This is a genomic window from Streptomyces sp. NBC_00075 (assembly GCF_045041225.1).
Lineage (GTDB): Bacteria > Actinomycetota > Actinomycetes > Streptomycetales > Streptomycetaceae > Streptomyces > Streptomyces adonidis.
In genome coordinates, this window is the sequence record NZ_CP108243.1 from 4,047,863 (window position 1) to 4,065,258 (window position 17,396).

The window sequence follows — 17,396 nt, forward strand, 5'->3', positions numbered from 1 at the left end:
GCTCACTCATGTCCGTTTTGCCGACCGAAGCCGCCCCGCCTGATTCACCTCACGTCACTCGGTGTCGGGTATCGGCAGGGGGCGCTTCTCGATCGCCGCGGCCATGATGTCCGGGAACAGATCGGGCGTACAGGCGAACGCCGGTGCGCCCAGCGCCGCGAGTGCCGCCGCGTGCTCCCTGTCGTACGCGGGCGCTCCCTCGTCCGACAGCGCGAGCAGCGTCACGAACTGCACCCCGGACGCCTTCATCGCGGCGACCCGCTTCAGCATCTCGTCGCGGATGCCGCCCTCGTAGAGGTCGCTGATCAGCACGACGACGGTCTCGGCGGGCCGGGTGATCTGCGACTGGCAGTACGCGAGCGCCCTGTTGATGTCCGTACCGCCGCCGAGCTGCGTACCGAACAGCACATCCACCGGATCGTCGAGTTGGTCGGTGAGGTCGACGACCGCCGTGTCGAAGACGACGAGCCGCGTGTCGATCGACCGCATGGATGCCAACACGGCCCCGAACACCGACGCGTACACCACCGACGCCGCCATCGACCCGGACTGGTCGATACAGAGGACGACCTCCTTCTTCACCGACTGGGAGGCACGCCCGTAGCCGATGAGCCGCTCGGGCACGATCGTGCCGTACTCCGGGAGGTAGTGCTTGAGGTTGGCCGCGATCGTACGGTTCCAGTCGATGTCGTGATGGCGCGGCCTGCTGATCCGGGCGCTGCGGTCCAGCGCCCCGCTGAGCGTGGCCCGGGTACGGGTGGCGAGCCGCTTCTCGAGATCCTCAACGACCTTGCGCACAACGGCTCGTGCCGTCTCCTTCGTCGTCTCCGGCATCGCCTTGTTGAGGGAGAGCAGCGTGCCGACGAGGTGGACGTCCGCCTCGACCGCTTCCAGCATCTCGGGCTCCAGCAGGAGGGCGGAGAGCCCGAGCCGGTCGATGGCGTCCCGTTGCATGACCTGGACGACGGAGGACGGGAAGTACGTCCGGATGTCGCCGAGCCACCGCGCGACCGACGGCGCGGACGCCCCGAGCCCCGCCGAACGCTCCCGCCCGCCTCGCCCCTTGATCCCGTCCCCTCTGCCGTAGAGCGCGGTGAGCGCCCCGTCCATGGCGGCGTCCTGCCCGGAGAGCGCGCACCCGGTACCGTCCGCCGCGTCGCCCCCGAGCACGAGCCGCCAGCGCCGCAGCCGCTCCTGCGCCGGATCCACCGACTCGGTCACCGTCGTCATGTCCCCACCCCCACAAGGTCGTTGTCGTGGAGCCCCCCGGCCCCCAGCAGCATTCGCAGCACCGGCAACACGGCATCCGCCCGCCGGACGTCGAGGTCGGGCGCGAACCCCGGCACACCGGCGGCACCGGCCACCGCACTCCCCCGCTCGCCCGGGCCACGCCGGACCAGTTCCCCCAACGTTCTGCGCACCCCGGGCTCGTACGCCGAGAAGGTGCGCCTCAGCAGCGGCAGCACGTCGGTGAACGCCTCCGCCGGCACCCCGGTCAGCCAGGCGTCGACCAGCCCGAGCAGCCGTCCGTCGTGCACGAGCAGCATCCCGCCCCCGGAGCCGCCCCCGACGAACCCCTCGATCCACGCGGCCGCGTCCCCCGGCGCCGTCCCCGGCGACAGCACAAGCCCCATGAGCACGGCAGCCTCGTCCTGCCCCAACTCCCCGTCGTCCAACAGCAACCGCACGGCCCGCCCACGCACGACTCCGGCCACACTGTCCCGCGCGGACAGAACCCGGAGCACAGAGTGCCAGCGCTGCCGCAACTGGCCGCCGTGTCCCGGCTCGGAGACATCCCCCGCAGCACCCGGACAAGCGTCCACAACACCGCCCGCGAGACCTCCTTCGGCCTCACCATCATGTCCACGGGACCGCAACTCACAGCGCTCCCGCGACGCGGCAACATCCGCCGCAACATCCGCGTCGACGCCCGCAGCGCCTCCCGTGAAGCCCCCCTCGGCCTCAACACCGTCCCCACGGCACCCCGGCTCACCGCGATCCCCCGACGCGACAACAGCCGCCACAGCGTCGGCATCGACGCCCGCAACACCGCCCGCGAGACCCCCCTCGGCCTCACCATCATGTCCACGGCGCCGCAACTCGCCCCGCTGCTCCGCCACGGGGGCACCCGCCACCGCGTCCGCACCGGCATCCGCTGAACCGCCCGCGGGTGCGCCGCCCCCAGAGGCAGCCCTACCACCCGTCGGAGACAGCCCCGGTGCCGGAGCCGTGCCCGTATCCGGCGTCGGAGCCGGAGTCGGTGCCGCCGCCTCGCCGAGCAACCCCACCGCCCCGTGCACCGCGTCCACATGGCGCCGCATCTCCTCCGCCGCGTCCGTGTCGAGGGAGGCGCAGGCCGGGGGCAGGCCGACGAAGACGCGTTCGGCGAGGCCTGCCGCGACCTCGGCCAGTGCCTGGGTGTCCGTGCCGCGTACGTCGCCGTAGCGCAGGGAACGGACCAGCGCGGGCAGGGCCTGGGCGAGGTGGCCCACGTCCGCGTCGAGGGCCGCGCGGTCGGCGAGGACGCGCATCACCACGGGGAGCGCGTCGGACAGTTCGGCGAGCAGACAGCGCTCGGCGAGTGCGGTCACGTCGGCCAGCGAGCCCGCGCCGACGGCGTCGGCCTCCGCCCTGGCGGTCGCCGCCGAGAGCACGGTCGTCCCCCACACACCGGCCTCGGCGACCCGAACCGCCAGCTCCGGCTCCCACCGCAGCCGCCACGTCTCCCGGAACGTACCGGTGCTGCCGCGCGACGCCGCAGGCTCGCCCCAGCCGATCTCGAGCAGCCGCAGCCGGTGCAGCAGCCGACTGCGCGCGGCGTCGGTCTCCTTGCGCAGGTCGAGCTCCAACTCCCGTTCCAGCGCCTCAGGTTTGAGCCGCAGCCGGCGCTGAAGCCGCGTCAGGTCGCGCTGCAACGGCACCGCGGGCGCCGACTCCGGGACCTCCCCGAGCACGTCCCCGACAACGAGCCGGTCCTGCACCAGGGCCAGCGGTACGTCCGACCCCTCGCACATCACCGCCCGCACGGCGTCGGTCGTCTCGGTCAGTCCCGGCAGCGGGCGCCCCCGCATCGCGGCGAGCGTCTCCGCCAGCCGCACCGCCTCGATGACGTGCGCCGAGGAGACCATCCTGTCCTCGTCGCGCAGCAGCCCGGCCACCTTGGTCATCCACCGCTCGACCGGCCGGTCCCGCGCCCCGAACAGATGCCCGTACCAGCCGGGCGAGTCGATGCCCGCCCCGTACCCGCTGGCCCGCGCGAGCCTGCGATGCGTCCACGGCACCCAGGTCACGTCCACCTTGACCTTGGGCAGCCCCTTCAGCAGCGCCCGGTCGGCGGCGACGGCACTCTTCCGCCGCAGCGCGGGCACATGCCAGGCCCCGCACACCACGGCCACCGCCGCGTCCCCGAACTCCCGCTGTGCCGCCCGCACCTGGAGCCGCATGTACGCCTCCCGGACCGGATCCCGGTCGTGGCCCCCGGTCCCGTACACCTCCCGCAGCGCGCCCATGGCCTCTTCGAGCACCTCGAAGGGAGCGAACGCGTCGCCCTCCCCCACCCCCCGGTGCTCGACGACGTCCTCCCACCAGCGCTCCGGATCGTCGTAACCGCCGGCCCGCGCGAGCACGGCGAGCGGATCGACCCGCACCTCGGGGTCGGGGTCAGTGTCGGAGGCAGGATCGCCGACGCCGTCGCCCTCCCCTTCCTCGACTTCCCCCTCCTTCTTCTCCTCCTCGCTCCCCCACGCCAGCGTGTGCGTGGCGGGAAGGTCGATGAAGCGGGCGGGGACCCCGTGTTCCAGGGCCCAGCGGATGGCCACCCACTCCGGGGAGAACTCGGCCAGCGGCCAGAACGCCGAGCAGCCGGGTTCGTCCACGGCGTGGGCCAGCAGGGCGACCGGCGGTCGCATGTCCTCGTCGGCGGCCAGCGGGATCAAGGCGTCTGCCTCGGGCGGCCCCTCGATCAGTACGACCGCCGGCCGCGCCGCCGCCAACGCGGCCCGCACCGCCCGCGCCGACCCGGGCCCGTGATGCCGCACGCCGAGCAGCAGGGGCCCGCTGCCGGACCTCCCACCACCGCGCTCCTCCCCCTCGACGTCCGTCACACCAGCCCCCTCTTGGGCCACAGCGTGTCGTCGTCGCCGTACACCCTGCTCACCGAACCGCCCCCCACCGACACCGAACCGCCTCCCACCGACATCGCGACCACCCGCCCCCGAACATCCGCACCCGCACCCGCCATGCAGCTCACGCGCTCACCTCCCGGCACGCCCGGTAGAAGTCCTTCCAGCCGTCGCGTTCACGGACCACCGCCTCCAGGTACTCCTGCCAGACGACCCGGTCGGCCGCCGGATCGCGGACGACGGCGCCGAGGATGCCCGCGGCGACGTCGGAGGCCCGCAGGACGCCGTCGCCGAAGTGGGCCGCCAGGGCCAGACCGTTGGTGACGACCGAGATCGCCTCGGCGGTGGACAGCGTGCCGCTGGGCGACTTCAGCTTCGTACGGCCGTCCGACGTGATGCCGTCGCGCAGCTCACGGAAGACGGTCACGACGCGGCGGATCTCGTCGACGCCGTCCGGTACGGCCGGCAGGTCGAGCGAGCGGCCGATCTGGTCGACCCGCCGCGAGACGATGTCGACCTCGGCGTCGGCGCTCTCGGGCAGCGGCAGCACGACCGTGTTGAAGCGGCGGCGCAGGGCGCTGGACAGCTCGTTGACCCCCCGGTCGCGGTCGTTGGCCGTCGCGATCAGGTTGAACCCGCGGACCGCCTGCACCTCCTGCCCCAACTCCGGTATCGGCAGGTTCTTCTCCGACAGAATCGTGATCAGCGTGTCCTGGACGTCGGCCGGGATACGGGTCAGCTCCTCGACGCGGGCCGTCATCCCCTCCGCCATCGCCCGCATGACGGGGCTGGGCACGAGGGCGGCACGGCTCGGGCCGTGCGCGAGCAGCTCCGCGTAGTTCCAGCCGTACCGGATCGCCTCCTCCGGTGTGCCGGCCGTGCCCTGGACCAGCAGCGTCGAGTCGCCGCTGACCGCCGCCGCCAGATGCTCGGACACCCAGGTCTTCGCCGTGCCGGGCACGCCGAGCAGGAGCAGGGCGCGATCGGTGGCGAGGGTCGTGACGGCGACCTCGACGATGCGGCGCGGGCCCACGTACTTCGGTGTGATCACCGTGCCGTCCGGCAGGGTGCCGCCTTGCAGATACGTCGCCACGGCCCACGGCGACAGCTTCCAGCGTGCCGGGCGCGGGCGGTCGTCCTGCGCTGCCAGCGCCGCGAGTTCGGCGGCGAAGGCGTGCTCGGCGTGCGGCCGCAGTTCTTCCGTGTTGTCCGCGTGGTTGTTCGCGTGAGCGGACTGGTCCTGGCTCGGGTCGACGGATGTCGGTTCAGCGGAAACAGGCATGGCTCGGTCCCCCTCCAGCTCGGCCGGTCTTGGCCCGTTCGGATCTGGTGACCACACTGCACCACGCCACTGACAACGCGTTCTGACCTGCGAAAACGACATGTCGAGGGCGGAGCGTCGATCGCTGCGAGGACCGATTGTCAGTGCCGGGATCTACCTTCGATGTCATGACTCAGCAGGGGGTGCGCTGGACGGCGGATCAGGTGCTGGCACTGGCGCCTGACGTCTCGTCACGCAAATCGGGAAGCAAACTCGGCGCGGCCGGACCGTGGTCCGAGGCCGGCAGTTCTGACGAGGGGACGGTGTGGGGGCTGTGCAAGGGCAGTGGCAGCAAGCCGTATCAGACGGTCGTCGACATCGCGGACGCCACCGGGCCCGCGTACAAGTGCAGTTGTCCGAGCCGCAAGTTCCCGTGCAAGCACGCCCTCGGGCTGCTGCTGCTCTGGGCGGGCGGGGACGGCGCGGTGCCGCGAGGAGAGGCACCGGGCTGGGCGGAGGAGTGGCTGGCGGGGCGGCGGAAGCGTGCGGGAGAGAAGCGGGCGGCGGAGGCAGGTGGCTCCGGGTCCGCTGATCCGGAGGCGGCGCGGCGCAGGGCGGAGCGCCGGGCCGAGCGGATCACGGCGGGGGCGACGGAACTTGAGCAGCGCCTCGCCGACCTGCTGCGCGGCGGCCTGGCCACGGCGGAGCAGGCGGGGTACGGGCTGTGGGAGGAGACGGCGGCTCGCATGGTCGACGCGCAGGCCCCCGGACTCGCCTCGCGCGTAAGAGAGTTGGGGGCGATCCCGGCGTCCGGTCCGGGCTGGCCGATGAGGCTGCTGGAGGAGTGCGCGCTGCTCCATCTCCTCGACCGGGGCTGGCTGCGCCGGGAGGAGCTGCCGGAGGGACTGGCGGCGACGGTCCGGTCCCGGGTCGGCCTGTCCGGCTCGGCGGACGGCCCGCCGGTGCGCGACCAGTGGCTGGTTCTCGCCCAGTACGAGACGGCGGACGCCCGTCTGACGACCCGCAGAATCTGGCTGCACGGCACGGAGTCGGGCCGCACCGCCCTGCTCCTCTCGTTCGGTCCGGCGGGCCGTGCCCCCGAACTGACGCTGCCGGTCGGCCTGGCGTTCGAGGCGGAGGTCTCCGTGTATCCCGGCGCCGGGCAACTCCGCTCGGCCCTGGGCGAGCGGTTCACCGCACCCGCACCGACGAACGTACGGCCACCGGGGACGACAACCACGCGCGCGGCGGAGCGCTACGGGGAGGCACTCCGCGACGACCCCTGGCTGGACTCCGTCCCGGTCACACTGGACCGGGTCATACCCGTCCCGACCGGCGGCTCCTGGCAACTGGCAGACACCGACACCGACATGGCGCTGCCCCTGTCCCCCTCCGCCATCACCCACCCCGGCCTGTGGCGCCTGGTCGCCCTCTCGGGCGGCGCACCTGTGACGGTCTTCGGCGAATGCGGTCACCGGGGCTTCACTCCCCTGACGGCCTGGCCGGAGGGGGCATCGGGACAGGCGGTCTCGCTGTGCTGAGGCGACGCGACACTTCACCGTTCCTGGCGGCCACGACTCTCAGGCCAGACGGTCCCCTTGTACTGAGGGGGCGCGCCCTTCCACGACTCCCCGCCCCTACGACTCCCACGACCTCCACCCGACGAAAGGGCACCTCATGAACGGCAGCAACGCCCCCGCCCCCGAGGGCACGCCCTCCGTGGGCGCACCCGCAGCGGGCGGTACCTGGGAAGAGCTGGTCACCGCAGCGCTGCTCGGCACGGAGCGGCGTACTCCCCCGAGCTGCCCGCCGGGCGTACACGCTCCGGTCGCGCTGCTCGACGCGGCGGCCGTGGAGACCGTACGGCGGCGGGCAGGGCTGCGGCCGGCCCGGGCCGCGACCCGTCCCGAGCCCGCGGTGGCGGACCCACGGCCGCCGCTGCCTCCAGCGGCGGCCCGCAGGCTGGCGATGCTGCTGGCCGACCGGCCCGGCACCCCGGGCGGCAGCGGTCGACGCGGCACGGCGCCGGATCTGATGGAGCTGCTGCCCCAGTGGCTCGCGGCGGCGAACACGCACGGTTTCGCGGCCCCTCCCCAGACGCTGCCCGCGCTGCTCGACGCGGCCAGGGGGCGTACGGATCTGCGTCCGGCGGCGCTGGAGTTCGCGGGCCCGCGCGCGCTGTGGCTGGCCCGGCTGAACACGGACTGGCGGTTCGCCCTGCGCTCGGCCCCGGGCGGGGGCACGGCCCTGCCCGGCGCAGACGAGACCGAGCGGATCCAACAGCTGTGGCAGGAGGGCCTGTTCGCCGAGCGTGTCTCCCTCCTCGCGGCGATACGCGCGCGGGAGCCCGCTGCCGCCCGGGAGCTGCTGGAGACGACCTGGCCGACGGAACGCGCCGAGGACCGGCTGATGTTCCTCGACTCGCTGCGCACGGGCCTGTCCGCCGAGGACGAGCCGTTCCTGGAGCGGGCGTTGGCGGACCGCAGCCGCAATGTCCGGGCGACGGCGGCGGAGTTGCTGTCCGCGCTGCCCGACTCGGCGCTCGCCGCGCGGATGGCGGTCCGGGCGGGAGCATGTGTGGCCGTCGACCACACGAACTCCGCTGGTCACACCGACAGCACGGCAGGCGGACCCGGTACGAGTGGCGGGCCCTCTCGCGTAGTCGAGGCACCGCACGAACGCGACGCAGGCAAGGAGCGCGCCAGCACCGTCGGCGATGGCGGCACGAAGGACAGGCCCGCGCTCGTCGTCGAGGCACCGCACGAGTGCGACGCCGGCATGGAACGCGACGGCGTCGTGGCCAAGGCCCCGGCGGGACGCGGCGAACGGTCCTGGTGGCTCGGCCAGTTGGTGGAGGCCGCCCCGCTCGGCTCCTGGTCGGAGCGGCTCGGCGGACGTACGCCGGAGGAGATCGTGGCACTGCCGGTCGCCGACGACTGGCGGGCCGAACTGCACGCCGCGTGGTGCCGGGCGGCGGTCCGGCAGCGCGACGCCGACTGGTCCAGGGCGCTCCTCGGCGCACCGTCGACACCCGAGGCCGGCGGGCCCGGCGCGGTGTCCCTGGCGGAGCGGGCGAAGCTGCTCGCGACACTGGACTCCGTCGAACGGGCCGAGTGGGTCGCGGGGTTCATCGCGACGCACGGCCTGTCTGAGGCGTTCCAACTGCTCGGGGTGTGCGCGGTGCCCTGGGCTCCGCCGCTCGGGCGGGCAGTGGTCGACGCGCTCAACATCGCGCGGGACGCGGGAAGTTACCCCTGGAGCTTCAGCGGCGTGATGGGCCTGGCGGAACGCTGTCTGGACCCCTCCGAGGCCGGCCACCTCGACGGCCTGCTCGCGGTCCCGGACGAGGGGGAGGACGCGTCACCGGGCGCGGGAAGCTACTGGGCGGAGGCGTTCCAACGCCTCGTGGGCACGTTGCGCCTGCGCGCGGCGATGGCGGAAGAACTGGCGACGGGCGGGAGGAAGGGAGAAGCCTGAACCACGGCCAGGAACCACACGAACCCCGGACCTCGAACCCCGGACGCCAAGCCCCGAACTCATTCGAGACCTACGCCCCCGCCGACTCCCGCACATTCCCCCGCACCCACTCCACCACCGAAGCCGTGGTCGCCCCAGGCGTGAAGATCTCCGCGACCCCCTTCTCCTTCAGGGCGGCGATGTCCGTCTCGGGAATGATCCCGCCGCCGAAGACCTTGATGTCGGCCGCGTCCCGCTCCGCCAGGAGGTCGATCACGGCGGCGAAGAGCGTGTTGTGGGCGCCGGAGAGGACGGACAGCCCGATCGCGTCGGCGTCCTCCTGGATCGCGGTGTCGACGATCTGTTCGGGGGTCTGGTGGAGCCCGGTGTAGATGACCTCCATACCGGCGTCCCGCAGCGCCCGCGCGATCACCTTGGCGCCGCGGTCGTGCCCGTCGAGCCCCGGTTTCGCCACCACCACACGGATCGGACCGCCGGCCACACCCATCACTGCCTCCACGAAGTGCATGAAGTGAACGAACGTTATGTCCAGCATCCCGCAACCCGCAGTTTCACGACGATCGGCGAGGGGGAAATCACACGGTGGGACACGTTCGCCGCGCACCGTTGCCTTCACCGGAACGGAGCAAGGGGAGCCGCATCGAGGTCGTCGCACCACCGCGCCGCGAGCCGCGCGCCGTGGCGGTGCGGTGGCTCGGAGATGGCACGAAGGGCGGAAAGGGCACGACAGCGGGGAGCTTCGTCGCCATACGGCAAGGAGCCTCTCCACCCCTCGGCGTCACACACGCCGCACGCCCCCTCGTACACCACCGACGCCACCACAGACCGCCCTCGGCGCGACCCCCACTAGGGCACACGGGGGACAGAGAAGTCCTCCCGCGTGCCGACAGGAGGTCGGCCATGAAGGTCATCCGGGCAGTACAGCCGCTGCTGCCGCTCTGCGAGCGCGTCCTGCCGAGCAGGCTGGCGGGGCTCTCCATCGCCCTCCTGAAGGCGACCGCCCTGGAGATCGCGATCCTGGCGGGGCATCTGCTCCTGTATCCGTCGGGCATCGCCCAGGAACGCAGGGCCACGGCCACGGACCCCGCCGCCCCCTCCGCGCTCCCCGAGACCCCCACCCAGCTGCCGACGGAACCGAAACCCCCGGTCGTCCTCCTGCACGGCTTCATCGACAACCGCTCCGTCTTCGTCCTGCTGCGCCGTTCCCTCGCCCAGCACGGCCGACAGCAGGTCGAGTCGCTGAACTACTCGCCGCTGACCTGCGACATCCGCACCGCGGCCGAGTTGCTCGGCCGGCACATAGAGGAGATATGCCGGCGTACGGGCCACCCGCAGGTGGACATCGTCGGGCACAGCCTGGGCGGCCTGATCGCCCGCTACTACGTGCAGCGGCTCGGCGGCGACTTCCGCGTCCGTACGCTCGTCACCCTCGGCACCCCGCACTCCGGCACCCGGGTCGCCCCGCTGGCCGACGCGCACCCGATCGTCCGCCAGATGCGCCCCGGCTCGCAGGTCCTTGAGGAACTGCGCCTGCCCGCCCCCGGCTGCCGTACGCGCTTCGTCAGTTTCTGGAGCGACCTGGACCAGCTGATGGACCCGCCGGAGACGGCCTGCGTCGACCACCCGGATCTGCTGGCGCAGAACGTGCAGGTCACCGGTGTCGGCCACCTCGCCCTGCCCGTGCACCCCGCCGTCGCGACCGGAATAAGGCAGGCCCTCGACCAGAGCGAGGACCCCGTCGCCACCGGAGCGCAGACCGGCGGACTGACCGTGGCGTAACCCCGCGCACAGGCGGCTCAGCACCACCGAGAAGGCGACTCAGCACCACCAGAATTCGAACAACCTTCGAACGCCAGGCCAAACCCGTGCCCGCAGTCCCCCGAAACACGGCCGAATGCCCGTTTCCCGCAGGCACGAAACCTGCGGAAGATTGTCGCGCCCGCATACCGCCGGGTACAGTCGCGGCACTGCTCTGCCAGCTCTGCCAGCCCCTGTTGTCGAGGCGAAAGAGAAGTTGGTGAACGAACGTCACCCGTCGGGGACCATGACCACCCCGGCTCCGGCTTCCGATGCCGCGACAGCGCATTACGCGTCGTACGGCACCCAGGAAGTCCCTTTCGGTGACTTCACCACGTACGACTCCACCCTCGCCAACGGTTTTGACGCGGGTATGGGCACGGGTACCGGCACCGGGACTTTCGCCGCCGACCCACTCTTCGGCAATATGCCGGCCGAGGATGCCACCGGTTCGTACGACAACTCCCAGTGGTCCACCGGCAGTCACCACACCCTGAACTACGACCCGTACGCGGCCCAGCACCACGCCGCCTACGACACCGGGGCGTACGACACCACCACTTGGGCGCCGGGCTACCAGCAGCTCGCCGACATCCCCGCCCAGTCACCGCCCCCGGGCGCCGAGACCAGCGCCCAGTGGGACGCGAACGCCTGGCTCCAGCCCGAGCAGGCCGGCCAAGCCGACCAGACCCAGCAGTGGGCGTGGGGCACACAGGTCTCCGACACCGGTGTGTACGACGCCACGCAGTGGAACTCGGACAGCGGCGCGTCCGCCGAGTACGACCACGAGCGTGAGCACGAGTACGACCAGCAGGCCACCGCGATGTTCGAGCAGATCGCCGACGTGCCGGACGTACAGGAGTACGACCAGCACGCTCTCGCCCACGACGAGTCGGACCTCGTCGCCGACGGCGAACTGCCCGCCGAGGCCCCGCTGCTCGACGGCCAGGAAGAGACCGCCCCGAGCACGGCACCCACCGGCGGGCGCGCGGCGTCCCGTACGGCGGCGCGCAACGCGGGCCGGTCCCGGCGTCGTACCCCGGCCAAACGTTCCGCCCTGCTGTCCGTGGCCGTTCCCTCCGCCTGTGTGATGGGGGTCGCGGGCATCGCCGCCGCCTCCGTGGGCGGTATGAGCGACGACGAGCAGAACACGACGGCGTCGGCCTCGGACGGCGTCGCCGTGAAGCCGTCCACCGCGAACAACAAGCTGGACTCCCAGCTGGAGAGCCTCTCCGCAGGCGCCGACGACTTCGCCGACCGGGCCAGCCGGACGCAGGAACGTATCGACCTCAAGGCCCAGCAGGCCGCCGAGAAGAAGGCAGCGGCGGCGGAGGCGGCCCGCAAGGAGCGGCTGCGCCCCAAGTACGCCCTGCCCGTCGCGCAGAAGGGCCTCAGCGCCTACTTCGGCCAGGCCGGCATCAACTGGATGTCCGTGCACACCGGGATCGACTTCCCGGTCTCGTACGGCACGACGGTGATGGCCGCGACCGACGGCACCGTCCGCACGCAGTGGAACAGCGCGTACGGCAACATGATGATCGTGACGGACAAGGACGGCACGGAGACGTGGTACTGCCACCTCTCCAGCTACCAGGTCGCGTCCGGTACGACGGTCAAGGCCGGCGACGCCATCGCGTACTCCGGAAACTCCGGCAACTCGACCGGCCCCCACCTCCACTTCGAGGTCCGCCCGGCAGGCGGCTCAGCAATCGACCCCCTCCCCTGGCTCCGCAGCCACGGCCTGGACCCGACGTAGCAGGACCGCTGCCGTATCGCGCCCTGCAGGGGGCGCCCCAATAGGGGCGCGGGGAACTGCGCGACCAGCCCCCACCGGCCCGCAGATCCATCACCGCACCCCGCGCGGAGCGCTAAAGCTTCTCAACTGGCGCGTACCGCAACAGCAACCGCTTCGGCTTCTCCTCACCGAAGTCCACCGTCGCCTCCGCATTCGAACCGGTCCCCTTCACACCCACCACGGTCCCCAGACCGAACTGGTCATGCGTGACCCGATCCCCCACCGCCAGCGCGACAACCGGCTTCTCCGCACCACCCCGCCGCGTGGCGAAGCCCGACGCCCCCGAGGCCGCGGAGCGCGAACGCGAGGACGACAGCGAGGACGCCACCCCGGAGACGGGGCCCGAGGACGTCGCCGGAGCCATCCCGCCCGTGCGCTTCCACTCCAGATGCGTCGCCGGGATCTCCTCCAGGAACCGCGAGGGCGGGTTGTACGAGGGCTGCCCCCACGCACTGCGCAGCGACGACCGGGTCAGATACAGCCGTTCACGCGCGCGCGTGATGCCGACGTACGCGAGCCGCCGCTCCTCCTCCAGCTCCTTGACCTGGCCGAGGGCACGCATGTGCGGGAAGACGCCGTCCTCCATGCCGGTCAGGAACACCACGGGGAACTCGAGGCCCTTGGCGGTGTGCAGGGTCATCAGGGTGATGACGCCGGAGCCGTCGTCGTCCTCGTCGGGGATCTGGTCGGAGTCGGCGACCAGGGCGACCCGCTCCAGGAACGCGGCGAGCCCGGCCGGGGCCGCCACCTCGCCCTCGGCGGGCTGTTCGGCGTCCGTAGCGGCCTCTTCGGCCGCTCCTGACTCCTGCTCGAACTCCAGCGCCACCGCAGCGAGTTCCTGGAGGTTCTCGATCCGGGTCTCGTCCTGCGGGTCGGTGGACGCCTGCAACTCGGCGAGATAGCCCGTGCGTTCGAGCACCGCTTCGAGGACGGTCGCCGGACCCGCGCCGGACTCGACGATCGTACGGAGGTCCTCCATCAGCGTGTTGAACTTCTTGACGGCGTTGGTCGACCGCGACGCCATCCCGTACGCCTCGTCCACGCGCCGCAGCGCCTGCGCGAAGCTGATCTTCTCGCGCTGCGCCAGCGCGTCGATCATCGCCTCGGCGCGCTCCCCGATGCCCCGCTTGGGGACGTTGAGGATCCGCCGCATCGGCACCGAGTCCTCCGGGTTGGCGAGGACACGCAGGTAGGCCAGGACGTCCCGGACCTCCTTGCGCTCGTAGAAGCGGACGCCGCCGACGACCTTGTAGGGCAGGCCGACGCGGATGAAGATCTCCTCGAAGACACGGGACTGGGCGTTGGTCCGGTAGAAGACGGCGACGTCGCCCGCCTTCGCGTCACCCGCGTCCGTCAGTCGGTCTATCTCCTCGGCGACGAACTGCGCCTCGTCGTGCTCGGTGTCGGCGACGTAGCCGGTGATCTGCGCGCCCGCGCCCGCGTTGGTCCACAGGTTCTTGGGGCGGCGGGACTCGTTGCGCTCGATGACCGCGTTGGCGGCGCTCAGGATCGTCTGCGTGGAACGGTAGTTCTGTTCGAGCAGGATCGTCGTCGCGTCCGCGTAGTCCTCCTCGAACTGGAGGATGTTGCGGATCGTCGCGCCCCGGAAGGCGTAGATCGACTGATCGGCGTCACCCACGACGCACAGCTCGGCGGGGCGCAGGTCGTGCTCGCTGGGCGGTACGTCCACCGGGTGCTCGGCGGTGCCGACGAGTTCCCGTACGAGCGCGTACTGGGCGTGGTTGGTGTCCTGGTACTCGTCGACGAGTACGTGCCGGAAGCGGCGGCGGTAGTGCTCGGCGACGTCCGGGAAGGCGCGCAGCAGGTTGACCGTCGTCATGATCAGGTCGTCGAAGTCGAGGGCGTTGGCCTCGCGGAGCCGCGACTGGTACATCGCGTACGCCTGGGCCAGGGTCTTCTCGAAACCGTCGCTCGCCTGGGCGGCGAAGTCCTCCTCGTCGATCAGCTCGTTCTTCAGGTTGGAGATCTTCGCGCTGAAGGACTTGGGCGGGAAGCGCTTGGGGTCCAGGTCCAGGTCGCGGCAGACGAGCGCCATGAGCCGCTTGCTGTCGGCCGCGTCGTAGATCGAGAAGGAGGACGTGAAGCCGAGCCTCTTGCTCTCCCGCCGGAGGATCCGTACGCACGCGCTGTGGAACGTCATCACCCACATCGCGTTCGCGCGCGGGCCGACGAGCTGTTCGACGCGCTCCTTCATCTCGCCGGCGGCCTTGTTGGTGAAGGTGATCGCGAGGATCTGGCCGGGGTGGACGCCCCGCTCGCCGAGCAGATAGGCGATGCGGTGGGTGAGCACACGTGTCTTGCCGGAGCCGGCGCCCGCCACGATGAGCAGGGGGGTGTCGGCGTGCACGACGGCCGCGCGCTGGTTCTCGTTCAGCCCGTCCAGGAGCGCGGCCGGGTCCACCACGGGGCGTGGGGCGCCGTCGCGGTAGTACGCGTCCCGGTCCGGCGGCGCGTCGAACTGCCCGCCGAACAGGTCGTCCGGAACGGGCTCCGGCGCATGCTCGTCCTCGGGCGGCGGCGGGGGCTCCTCCTCGTGGGCACGAGGGCCCTGGAGGTCCGCCAGGAAGCTGTCGTCAAAGAGGCTGCTCATCGCTCTCCGAGTCTAGGCTCCCCCACTGACAACCGGCCGCCACCCCGAAAACATCCTCCGTACTGTCCGGACAGCGGATCGCCGACCAGGATGAACACGTCAAGTGCGGACCTAACGTCACACACTCCTCCAGATCGACTCCGGTGACCCGTATTTAAAGTTGAGGTCACAAAAACGTATCGGGCATAGCGGTCATCAACCTTCACACGGGCCACACGAATTGGTTAGCGTGCCCTCCAGGCCGCTCGACCCCCACCGGCGAACATCGCCGGGCCGCGCGGCCTCCGCCGAGTCCGATCGTGCCGCCCTGTGCGGCAGGAGCCGGGGACCCACCGAAAACTTGGGGTGAATCGGTCCGACTGCCGTCCAGGGCAAGGACCGTAGGGCAACCCTTCCGAACCACCCGCCCGAACCCGACAGCTAACCCGGTAGGCGGTACGTGGAAGGAGTCGCCTCCCTTGGCGTCGTCGCACCGCAAGTCGCGTCCCACGGGAACGCGCGTAGCAGGCATACGGACCCCCGCCTTCGCCACGGCGGCCCTGACCTCCGTCGCCCTGCTGTCCCAGACCGCCAACGCCGCGCCCACGGAGCCCACCGCTCCCCCGGCGCCCTCGGCCGACGACAAGCCGAGCATGGAGGAGGTCGAGGCGAAGGTCGGCGACCTCTACCGCCAGGCCGAGTCGGCCACCGACAAGTACAACGCCGCCAAGGAGAAGACCTCCAAGCAGCGCAAGCGCGTCGACACCCTGATGGACGACGTGGCCCAGCGCACCCAGAAGCTCAACGACGCGCGCGAGGAGCTCGGTTCCTTCGCCGCGGCCCAGTACCGCACCGGGTCGGCCGCCCCCGACACAGCGACGTTCCTCCTCGCGGACGACCCGCAGGACTACTTCGACCAGAACCAGCTGATGGACCGGCTGACCGCCCGCCAGAAGGACGCGGTCGACGAGTACATCACGGAGCAGGCCGAGACGACGCAGATGCGCCAGGAGGCCACCGCGAGCCTCGAATCGCTCACGGAGTCCCAGGACGACCTGCAGACGACCAAGACCACCGTCCAGACGAAGCTCGCACAGGCCCGCCAGCTCCTCTCCCGCCTCACCGCCGAGGAGAAGCTACGGCTCGCGGCGATCGAGCGGGAGAAGCAGGCGGAGGCCCGCCGCCAGGCGGAGGAACTCGCCCGTCAGCAGCAGGCGGCGGAGCAGCAGCGCCAGCAGGAAGCGGCGGCGGCCGCGGCGGCCCAGCAGTCGACGGGCAGCACCGCCTCCGACACGTCGACGACAACGGTCACCGACTCCTCGTACGCCGCCAAGGCGGAGAAGGCCCTCACCTTCGCACGCGCACAGGTCGGCAAGCCGTACGTCTGGGGCGCGACCGGCCCGGACTCGTACGACTGCTCGGGCCTCACGCAGGCCGCCTGGAAGGCCGCCGGAGTCACCCTCCCGCGCACCACCTACGACCAGGTGAACGCGGGCACGACGGTCTCCCTCTCCGACATCCAACCCGGTGACCTGGTCTTCTTTTACGACGACATCAGCCACGTCGGCCTCTACATCGGCAACGGCATGATGATCCACGCCCCGAAGCCGGGTGCGTACGTCCGCGAGGAATCGATCTTCTACGACGGCGAGTCGGCGATCCACAGCGTGGTGCGCCCGGCCTGACGGGCAGGTCGGGCAGCTCTCATCAGGTCCAGAGCACGGCGATGAAGATGTTCGCCGTCGTGAACAGACCCACCAGGCCGAACAGCCGCTTGTCCACGGTCTCGTCGTCCCGCTTCACGTAGACGAGGCCGAGGATCACGATCAGCAGGGCCAGCTTCACGCCGATCTTGACGTTGTTCACCGTCTGGTCGTCGGCCTGGTTGAGGCCCACCAGGGCGACACCGGTGACCAGCATGGTGAACGCGCCGTGCAGCATCGCCGGCACGAAGCGGGCCGTGCCCTGCCCCATCGCCTTCATCTGGGTGAGAAACCCGCCCAGGAGCGAGGCGATGCCGATGATGTGCAGGCCGACGAAGAGATGGATGAGTACGCCCATGGGCCCGGAGCCTAATCAGAGGCTCCCGCGCCGCGTGACACCGGGCTGGGGTGAAGGGCGCCCGCACGACATCCGGCACGCCTCTTACGACCCTCCGACGACCTCGCATATATGCACCCCATAGCACTGTGTAATCGCCACGTGCCTCCCAAACCTCCTCATCGGTCAGCCGTCTGCGTGAAGTCGGCGGCGCCGGAGCGCGATCACGGTCGGATGCGGTCACCCGGTGGTCGGCTCACGTCAGTTCCGTACATGGCGTTACCCCCACGTCACACTCCGGTTTAGCGTCCTCCA

The 17,396-nt window shown here is 71.3% G+C and carries 12 protein-coding genes and 1 riboswitch; of the genes, 5 read left to right on the top strand and 7 right to left on the bottom strand.

Annotation, left to right across the window (positions count from 1 at the left end):
* Positions 1-54: 54 nt before the first annotated feature.
* Genes OG787_RS17275 through OG787_RS17290 form a run of 4 tightly spaced genes read right to left on the bottom strand, consistent with a single transcriptional unit; the run spans position 55 to position 5,403 of the window.
* On the bottom strand, positions 55-1,230 hold the full coding sequence (locus OG787_RS17275) for a VWA domain-containing protein (RefSeq protein ID WP_369030653.1): 1,176 nt from the start codon (positions 1,228-1,230) through the stop codon (positions 55-57).
* Positions 1,227-4,103 carry a DUF5682 family protein gene (locus tag OG787_RS17280; protein ID WP_405535679.1) on the bottom strand — a complete coding sequence of 959 codons (2,877 nt, stop codon included), beginning with the start codon at positions 4,101-4,103 and terminating at the stop codon, positions 1,227-1,229. Before OG787_RS17280 ends, OG787_RS17275 begins: the two co-directional genes overlap by 4 nt.
* Positions 4,100-4,249: a hypothetical protein gene (locus OG787_RS17285; RefSeq protein WP_405535680.1), complete on the bottom strand. Its 150-nt coding sequence runs from the start codon at positions 4,247-4,249 to the stop codon at positions 4,100-4,102. The genes OG787_RS17280 and OG787_RS17285 overlap by 4 nt, the downstream gene beginning before the upstream one ends.
* On the bottom strand, positions 4,246-5,403 hold the full coding sequence (locus tag OG787_RS17290; RefSeq protein WP_369030650.1) for an AAA family ATPase: 1,158 nt from the start codon (positions 5,401-5,403) through the stop codon (positions 4,246-4,248). Before OG787_RS17290 ends, OG787_RS17285 begins: the two co-directional genes overlap by 4 nt.
* A gap of 167 nt (positions 5,404-5,570) precedes the next feature.
* On the opposite strand from OG787_RS17290, the gene OG787_RS17295 reads away from it, so the two are divergent.
* Together OG787_RS17295 and OG787_RS17300 are read left to right on the top strand one after the other, a co-directional pair.
* Positions 5,571-6,923 carry an SWIM zinc finger family protein gene (locus OG787_RS17295; RefSeq protein WP_369030649.1) on the top strand — a complete coding sequence of 451 codons (1,353 nt, stop codon included), beginning with the start codon at positions 5,571-5,573 and terminating at the stop codon, positions 6,921-6,923.
* A 136-nt stretch (positions 6,924-7,059) separates the two neighbouring features.
* Positions 7,060-8,859: a DUF5691 domain-containing protein gene (locus tag OG787_RS17300; protein WP_405535681.1), complete on the top strand. Its 1,800-nt coding sequence runs from the start codon at positions 7,060-7,062 to the stop codon at positions 8,857-8,859.
* A 70-nt stretch (positions 8,860-8,929) separates the two neighbouring features.
* Here OG787_RS17300 and OG787_RS17305 read toward each other — a convergent pair whose 3' ends face one another.
* Positions 8,930-9,346, bottom strand: a complete 417-nt coding sequence (locus OG787_RS17305) for a cobalamin B12-binding domain-containing protein (RefSeq protein WP_369030700.1) — start codon at positions 9,344-9,346, stop codon at positions 8,930-8,932.
* Positions 9,347-9,759: 413 nt separating this feature from the next.
* Between OG787_RS17305 and OG787_RS17310 the strand changes: the two genes are divergently transcribed.
* The gene (locus tag OG787_RS17310) at positions 9,760-10,638 is read left to right on the top strand and encodes an esterase/lipase family protein (protein WP_369030647.1); all 879 of its coding nucleotides are present in this window, start codon (positions 9,760-9,762) and stop codon (positions 10,636-10,638) included.
* A gap of 238 nt (positions 10,639-10,876) precedes the next feature.
* Positions 10,877-12,412, top strand: a complete 1,536-nt coding sequence (locus tag OG787_RS17315) for a M23 family metallopeptidase (RefSeq protein ID WP_369030646.1) — start codon at positions 10,877-10,879, stop codon at positions 12,410-12,412.
* A gap of 112 nt (positions 12,413-12,524) precedes the next feature.
* Here the strand turns inward: OG787_RS17315 and pcrA are convergent, their stop codons facing one another.
* Positions 12,525-15,062 carry a DNA helicase PcrA gene (gene pcrA / locus OG787_RS17320; RefSeq protein WP_369030645.1) on the bottom strand — a complete coding sequence of 846 codons (2,538 nt, stop codon included), beginning with the start codon at positions 15,060-15,062 and terminating at the stop codon, positions 12,525-12,527.
* 275 nt (positions 15,063-15,337) lie between these two features.
* Positions 15,338-15,513: riboswitch (cyclic di-AMP (ydaO/yuaA leader) on the top strand.
* Positions 15,514-15,520: 7 nt separating this feature from the next.
* Here pcrA and OG787_RS17325 point away from each other — a divergent pair.
* Positions 15,521-16,726: an NlpC/P60 family protein gene (locus OG787_RS17325; protein WP_405535682.1), complete on the top strand. Its 1,206-nt coding sequence runs from the start codon at positions 15,521-15,523 to the stop codon at positions 16,724-16,726.
* 22 nt (positions 16,727-16,748) lie between these two features.
* Here the strand turns inward: OG787_RS17325 and OG787_RS17330 are convergent, their stop codons facing one another.
* Positions 16,749-17,102, bottom strand: coding sequence for a hypothetical protein (locus OG787_RS17330; protein ID WP_369030643.1), 354 nt, complete (start codon positions 17,100-17,102; stop codon positions 16,749-16,751).
* Between the last annotated feature and the right edge of the window lie 294 nt (positions 17,103-17,396).

Coding starts and splice junctions, on each gene's coding strand:
- OG787_RS17275 (WP_369030653.1), bottom strand. CDS start 1,230: ATGACGACGGTGACCGAGTCGGTGGATCCGGCGCAGGAGCGGCTGCGG.
- OG787_RS17290 (WP_369030650.1), bottom strand. CDS start 5,403: ATGCCTGTTTCCGCTGAACCGACATCCGTCGACCCGAGCCAGGACCAG.
- OG787_RS17295 (WP_369030649.1), top strand. CDS start 5,571: ATGACTCAGCAGGGGGTGCGCTGGACGGCGGATCAGGTGCTGGCACTG.
- OG787_RS17300 (WP_405535681.1), top strand. CDS start 7,060: ATGAACGGCAGCAACGCCCCCGCCCCCGAGGGCACGCCCTCCGTGGGC.
- OG787_RS17305 (WP_369030700.1), bottom strand. CDS start 9,346: ATGGGTGTGGCCGGCGGTCCGATCCGTGTGGTGGTGGCGAAACCGGGG.
- OG787_RS17310 (WP_369030647.1), top strand. CDS start 9,760: ATGAAGGTCATCCGGGCAGTACAGCCGCTGCTGCCGCTCTGCGAGCGC.
- pcrA (WP_369030645.1), bottom strand. CDS start 15,062: ATGAGCAGCCTCTTTGACGACAGCTTCCTGGCGGACCTCCAGGGCCCT.
- OG787_RS17330 (WP_369030643.1), bottom strand. CDS start 17,102: ATGGGCGTACTCATCCATCTCTTCGTCGGCCTGCACATCATCGGCATC.